This window comes from Acinetobacter sp. (assembly GCF_036659555.1).
Lineage (GTDB): Bacteria > Pseudomonadota > Gammaproteobacteria > Pseudomonadales > Moraxellaceae > Acinetobacter.
In genome coordinates, this window is sequence record NZ_JAVXCI010000130.1 from 1 (window position 1) to 5,737 (window position 5,737).

Annotated in this window: 6 protein-coding genes; all 6 read right to left on the reverse strand. The window is 47.0% G+C overall.

The window, feature by feature from the left end:
- Positions 1 to 304: ATP-dependent Clp protease adaptor ClpS (locus RSA72_RS13540; protein ID WP_332633345.1), on the reverse strand; the 304-nt coding region annotated here is incomplete at its 3' end.
- Between the two features lie 19 nt (positions 305 to 323).
- Positions 324 to 1,076, reverse strand: a complete 753-nt coding sequence (locus tag RSA72_RS13545) for a hypothetical protein (protein ID WP_332623292.1) — start codon at positions 1,074 to 1,076, stop codon at positions 324 to 326.
- Positions 1,077 to 1,154: 78 nt separating this feature from the next.
- Positions 1,155 to 2,210 (reverse strand): N-acetyl-gamma-glutamyl-phosphate reductase, encoded by a 1,056-nt coding sequence (gene argC, locus RSA72_RS13550; RefSeq protein WP_332623291.1) that lies wholly within the window; start codon positions 2,208 to 2,210, stop codon positions 1,155 to 1,157.
- A 303-nt stretch (positions 2,211 to 2,513) separates the two neighbouring features.
- Positions 2,514 to 3,548: a GGDEF domain-containing protein gene (locus RSA72_RS13555; RefSeq protein WP_332623290.1), complete on the reverse strand. Its 1,035-nt coding sequence runs from the start codon at positions 3,546 to 3,548 to the stop codon at positions 2,514 to 2,516.
- Between the two features lie 550 nt (positions 3,549 to 4,098).
- Positions 4,099 to 4,779, reverse strand: coding sequence for a YgjP family zinc-dependent metalloprotease (locus RSA72_RS13560; protein WP_332623289.1), 681 nt, complete (start codon positions 4,777 to 4,779; stop codon positions 4,099 to 4,101).
- Between the two features lie 154 nt (positions 4,780 to 4,933).
- Positions 4,934 to 5,605 (reverse strand): ribose-5-phosphate isomerase RpiA, encoded by a 672-nt coding sequence (rpiA, locus tag RSA72_RS13565; protein ID WP_332623288.1) that lies wholly within the window; start codon positions 5,603 to 5,605, stop codon positions 4,934 to 4,936.
- Positions 5,606 to 5,737 lie beyond the last annotated feature (132 nt).

Below are 5,737 nucleotides of genomic sequence, written 5' to 3' on the forward strand. Positions count from 1 at the left end.
CTTTTCCTTCATAATGTACAGTTAGCATTACTTGAGTGGCTTGGTCAAGATTCATTGCAAAGTATTGTTGTAAAATTTCTATTACAAAATCCATTGGGGTATAGTCATCGTTCATTAAAACGACAACGTACATTGGCGGGCGCTTGAGTTCCGGACGCGCAGTCATCACCGCAGTATCCGAATCGCCTCCATCTTCATGCGTTTCACTGCTTAAGCGCGGGCTGATATGCCAATCCACCAATCCAGTTTGATAGAATGAGTCTTTAATGTCAGATAAACTAATTTGACGCTTATTGGTTCGCATAAGATATTTCATTCACACTTCAGTTGGTGTTGGCTTCAGTTTGCGGAATTTCTGAAAGAAAAGCGGATTGATCGTTTACCGGCTGCCCTTTGGACCAGCTGAAGCGGCGGATCACCTGTTTTCCAGAACCGCTTAAACGCACTTCAATAAAGTCCGGGCTGAAACCTTTCGGCATAGTCCAGCGGCCTGTCAGGCGCTCATTGTTTTCAAAATTGAAGTTACTGTCTTCCATCGGAACGGTTAAAACTTCTGTGCCTTTAATCAGGCGCAGTTCAGTACTGCCCGACGCGCGGCTTTTTCCCGGGCTGACTTGCATCAGATCCAGCTGATATTCAAAGGCGTTATCCGGCAAGGGCTTAACCGCAACATGCTGCACCGCCAAGGCGACGCCGCCGCGCTGGCGCAGCACTTCACGGTACAGCACGCCAAGGCTCTCTGCCTGCTCCTGCGCATCGCGCGATTTATGCCCCGCCAGATACAGGTCATTGGCATTGCTGACGGCAAGATCGCGTTCCTGAACCGCAGCGTTTAAGCTTTTGTTCAGCACAGCCAGTTCAGCTTTCTGCTTTTTCACCACTTCAACCAGCTGCTCAGCATCAGCGTCATAGCCGACAACCGTCAAGCCTTGGCGGTGTCCAACCGTATAACCCAGCAGGCCGCTGCTCAAGATCAAAACCGCTGCGCCAATCGCCAAAGGCAAATTGGTTTGCATGAACAGCTTTTTTCCGCCCGCATCTTGCTGCGGCGTGATATTTGAGTCTGAATTCTGCATCGTCATCTCTTATTTTGATTTATTCAAAACACACATTTAAATCGAAATTTAAATGTGTGTGAAGCTTTAATAGGTTTCTTATGGCAATAAGCCAATGCCCTGAAGCCCGGCATTTTCCGCCACGCCGAACATCAGGTTCATATTCTGCACCGCCTGGCCGGCTGCACCTTTCACCAAGTTGTCCTGCGCAGCCAAAATAACCAGTTTTTTCGGCTGCGGCTTATACAAGGCAATGCGCAATTGATTGGCGCCGCGTACAGAGCGCGTTTCCGGCGAGCTGCCCGCAGGCATCACATCTACAAACTGCTCATTGGCATAGAACTGTTCGTACAGGGACTGCAAGTCCGCTTCCGCACCGGCATCCGTTAAATCAATATAGATGGTGCTGAGCATGCCGCGGATCATTGGCACCAAATGCGGCACAAACAGAATCTGGTCAAACACGCCTTTTTGCCCTGAAATATTTTCCAGCGCTGCGACAATCTCAGGATGATGGCGGTGGCCCGCTACGCCATAGGCTTTGAAGTTATCCGCATTTTCAGAATAAATCATGCCTAAACTGGCTTTGCGGCCTGCGCCGGAAACCCCGGATTTTGCATCAATAATAATGCTTTCAGGTTTCACTAATGCTTCAGCCGCTTTTAATACCGGCGCCAAGCCCAGCTGCACAGTTGTTGGATAGCAGCCCGGGTTGCCAATCACATTGGCCTGCTTGATCTGCTCACGGTTCAGTTCAGATAAGCCATACACAGAAGCTTTCAATACATCTGGGCAGGCATGCTCCAAGCCATACCATTTTTCAAACTGCGCTAAATCCTGCAGGCGGAAGTCCGCAGCCAAATCAATCACTTTGGTATTGGCAGCGATCAGTTCTTCCGCATGCTTCATGGCAACACCGTGCGGCGTTGCAAAAAATACTGCATCGCACTGTTTCAATTCTTCAATGTTCAAATCTGAATATTTAAGGTCGGTATGGCCGCGCAGGCTCGGAAACATATCATCGACACGGCGCCCGTTTTCGGTACGTGAAGTCAGCACTTTCACTTCTGCATCTGGGTGCCGCAGCAGAAGACGCAGCAATTCAACGCCCGTATAACCTGTACCGCCGACAATACCTACTGAAATCACGTTCATTACCTCAATTCAAAAGCGCCCATTTATTGACTGCACAGTATGACAGGAACTTCCGCTTTTCTGAACCGTTTTAGTTGGATTTAATGCTTTTTATACTGTTTTTATGCAGCGCTGAAACTGTGATGCGCAGATGCATTAAGTCCTTGATCAAGCTGAATAGATCTGCGGATGCAGGTAGATTTACAATGCGATGCATTCAGCCAGCTTAAGGAACCGGATAGCAAGCTTTTTCAGGCATGCCACGGCAGCGGCGCTGGCTTAAAAATAAGATGGAATGCCTGTAGTGATGCCCGTGCTGGCCAGTTAAGCGCAGCAAACCCGGTTGCGGCCATTTTTCTTGGCATTGTACAGGCGCTTATCAGCCAGCTCCAGCGCATGCATAAGGTGCATATTGTCTTCAACAGCAGCCATGCCAAAGCTGACTGTAACGTTGACCTTATGCAGCGTATAGGCCTGCTGCGCGATTTCGCTCCGGACGCGGTCAGCCAGCTTAAAAGCCGCCAGATGATCCGGGCACCGCAGCAGCAGAATAAACTCTTCCCCGCCAAAACGCGCAATGACATCATGCTCACGCATGCCGTCCTTCAGCGCTTTTGCCACTGAGCGCAGAATTTTATCTCCGGCCACATGGCCCCAGGTATCGTTGATGTTTTTAAAATGGTCGATATCGCACATGACAATATAAAAGCTGCCGGAACTTCTATTAATGCGCAGCGCCTTAACTTTCTCAAAAAATCCCCTCCGGTTGTACAGTCCGGTCAGCACATCCCGGTAGCGCTCATCATTTAAGGTGACAAAAAGCTCTTTAACAGTTGTCGCTGCGATCATAATTGCAAACCAGATGCTCAGCAGGATGCTGGCGGCAAGCATCATCATCCACCATTTAGAAGCGGACAGCATCATGCTGTCTACATTGCGCAAATACAGCAGAATCGCCGCGGCCCGCAGCGCCGTATAAACCACCATGACAAAATAGCTGATGCACAATATTTTATTCAAAATTTTCGAGCGCTTGAAATAAGCATACACAGCGGGAAGCACCATGGCTTCAAGGCAGACGGTCACGAAATTGATGGTCAGCATTCTCAGCCAGAGCTGCTCATTGACATAGGCAAAGTAACTCAGGATAAAAACGCCCCATGCCGCGAATGCAAAACAAACCAGCGCATAATTTTTTGATTTGGTCTTAAGCGCCATGCCATGCGCAATGGCCCAAGCGCCGCCAAGATATAAAATGCCGACCCACGGCGAGGTCATGGTCATTTGCGTATTGGTCATCAGGCTTTGCATGCCTAAAGCCAGAGAGGGCAAAATATAGCCGATTCCGATCCAGAACAAAAAACGCGGCGCGCGGAAAAGAAAATGCCCTGCAATAAATACGCAGCCAATTAAAATCAGGCAACTCGGAACAACCAGCAGAAAATATTGAGAATCAGGCAAATTCACGGAATAAATAAAACCGCATAGTTATTTTGCTCAATAATAAACCAATTTTTTAGATTTTATCAACAAACAAACTGCAGATGAAAATTATTTTGTTACTTCGACTCCGCTCAAATTCAATATGCATTTTATTTCATAAATCATAAAACGATAAAATAAAATCTTATTTTGGCGCAATCACCCTGCAGATTATCTGAAAAATCTGCTCATTCATTTATCCAGACCAAATAACTGGCAGCATTCTTTCTGCCTTATTATGCAATTTATTTAGAATAAGTAAACAAATTCACAGATTTAACACCCTTCTGTTAAACCGTTTTAGTCCTCAAGAAGCGCTTTTAGCGCATTGCTGTATTTATTTGCTTAGGCTATTTAGGGAGCCTTCTGATGACCCAAGCCGCATCTTAAATCTGCTGCAGTATTTTTCTTCAGCCCAATACCGGCACTATGCCGCCAGCCACCACCACGGCATTGCTGCGCTTTTTAACAGTTTGCGGTGGTTTTTATAATCGGCATCATGCTTGGCGACTTCTGCCCAGAAGTTCGGACTATGGTCAAAATGGCAGGTATGCGCCAGCTCATGCACGCAGACATAGCGCGCAGCTTCTTCCGGAAACAGCGCCAAGCCGCTGTTCAGCATAATGTCATGCCGGGCAGAACAGCTGCCCCAGCGGGTTTTGGGCTGGCGGATGGCGCATTGCCCATAAGGCAGGCCTATTTGCTGGCTTAACTGCTGCAAATATTCAGGCAGATGCTGCTTGGCATAAGCAATTACAAAAGCCTTAAGGTAAGTTTCAGGCTGACGGTCACTGATCAAAAGCTGATGATTTTGCGTATCTAAAATATAAGAATTTTTTTGTATTTTATAAATGACACTTAAAGGCTGATGCCTGTTAAATAAGTGCAATTCTGCGGGCAGTGTTCGATCTGCCTGCACTAGGCTTCGTTGCTGCTTTTGCCAAGTTTCAATCAGCCACTGTTCAGATTGATTTAAAAAGTCCTGAATTTGCCGTTTGGTGCAAAAGTTAGGCACCGTTAAACGGATTTGAGTCGGTTCTACCCGCAAGCGTAACCGTGTCGCACGCGCATGATGGGTAATTTGGATTTCAGGAAGCGTTTGGGTCATATTTTTATTTTAAAATTAAATCCCCCTCAGTCCCCCTTTAATAAAGGGGGAAGCTCCTTAAATTAAAATTTCTGGAGCTTCCCCCTCTTTAACTTGCACAAATGCAAAAGCATTGCTTTAACATTTGCTCAGGGTATGGGGAAATTAAAAAAGGTTAAACCGCAGTACGCTCTTCAATGCCGTCATCTGTTGCAACAATTGCAATATCCGCTTTATTGATTGCGAAAATGCCGTTGCAGACGACACCCGGAATGTCATTCAGGGTCTTTTCAAGCTCCAGCGCATTGAGGATATTCAGGTTGTACACATCCAGAATAACATTGCCGTTATCGGTCACTACGCCTTCGCGGTATACCGGATCACCGCCCAAAGCCACAATTTTGCGCGCTACAGCAGAACGCGCCATTGGAATGACTTCAACTGGAAGCGGAAACTCACGGCCCAACTGCCCGACCCATTTAGAGTCATCGACGATGCAGACAAACTTCTTGGCAATAGAAGCCACAATTTTTTCACGAGTCAATGCCGCGCCGCCGCCCTTAATCATGTGCATATGGCGGTCAATTTCATCAGCGCCATCCACATAAGCGTCCAGGCCGCCGACATGGTTCATATCCACCACTTCAATGCCAAGTTTTTTCAGGCGCTGCGCCGTCGCTTCAGAGCTGGCGACGGCAGCTTCCAGCTGCAATTCCGGCAATAACTCAATGAGGAAGTTTACTGTACTTCCTGTACCGACACCCAAAATACCGCCTTTAGGCAGGTGTTTCAAAGCTGCTTTGGCAGCAGCTTGTTTTTTTTCATCTTGGGTAGCATACAGACTCATAACTTGGCTCAACTATTTTTTGACATTTGCTGCTGATTTTACAGCCCAAATGTACAGGGGTTTGTTACAATGAATGCTTATTTTAAACTGTTAGATGGAAAATTAACATGCTGTCTCGTTTGGTTCGACAAA

Excerpts from the sequence above, each read along its gene's own strand:
- RSA72_RS13545 (WP_332623292.1), bottom strand. The coding sequence starts at position 1,076 with ATGCAGAATTCAGACTCAAATATCACGCCGCAGCAAGATGCGGGCGGA.
- argC (WP_332623291.1), bottom strand. The coding sequence starts at position 2,210 with ATGAACGTGATTTCAGTAGGTATTGTCGGCGGTACAGGTTATACGGGC.
- RSA72_RS13560 (WP_332623289.1), bottom strand. The coding sequence starts at position 4,779 with ATGACCCAAACGCTTCCTGAAATCCAAATTACCCATCATGCGCGTGCG.
- rpiA (WP_332623288.1), bottom strand. The coding sequence starts at position 5,605 with ATGAGTCTGTATGCTACCCAAGATGAAAAAAAACAAGCTGCTGCCAAA.